Below are 274 nucleotides of genomic sequence, written 5' to 3'. Positions count from 1 at the left end.
ATGATCGGGATCGGCTTGCTGGAACGCGGCCGTGAGCAGGGCGGTATCCCAGATCGTCGACGGGGAGTTCTGCAGGTGCGTTTTACCTTCAAGATCCCATAACATGGTGAAAAGTCCGCGCATCGCAGCATCGATCACAGGATGATGTTTATCGTAGCCTAGCGCTAATAAAGCCATAATCATTAGAAGCGTACTTGTGGAGTAGCTGTACAGCGTCCCGTCCGCTTCAATGCGTTCCAGCATGTAGGACTCAGCGGCTTGAACGGCTCGCTTA

1 pseudogene is annotated in these 274 nt (G+C 53.3%); it reads right to left on the bottom strand.

Annotated elements, in window-relative coordinates:
* A pseudogene (locus KVT27_RS24585) lies at positions 1-274 on the bottom strand (squalene--hopene cyclase); the annotation flags it as partial.

It is taken from the genome of Lysinibacillus sp. GbtcB16, from assembly GCF_019091145.1.
Lineage (GTDB): Bacteria > Bacillota > Bacilli > Bacillales_A > Planococcaceae > Lysinibacillus > Lysinibacillus fusiformis.
This window is presented reverse-complemented; position numbering and strand designations above follow the sequence as displayed.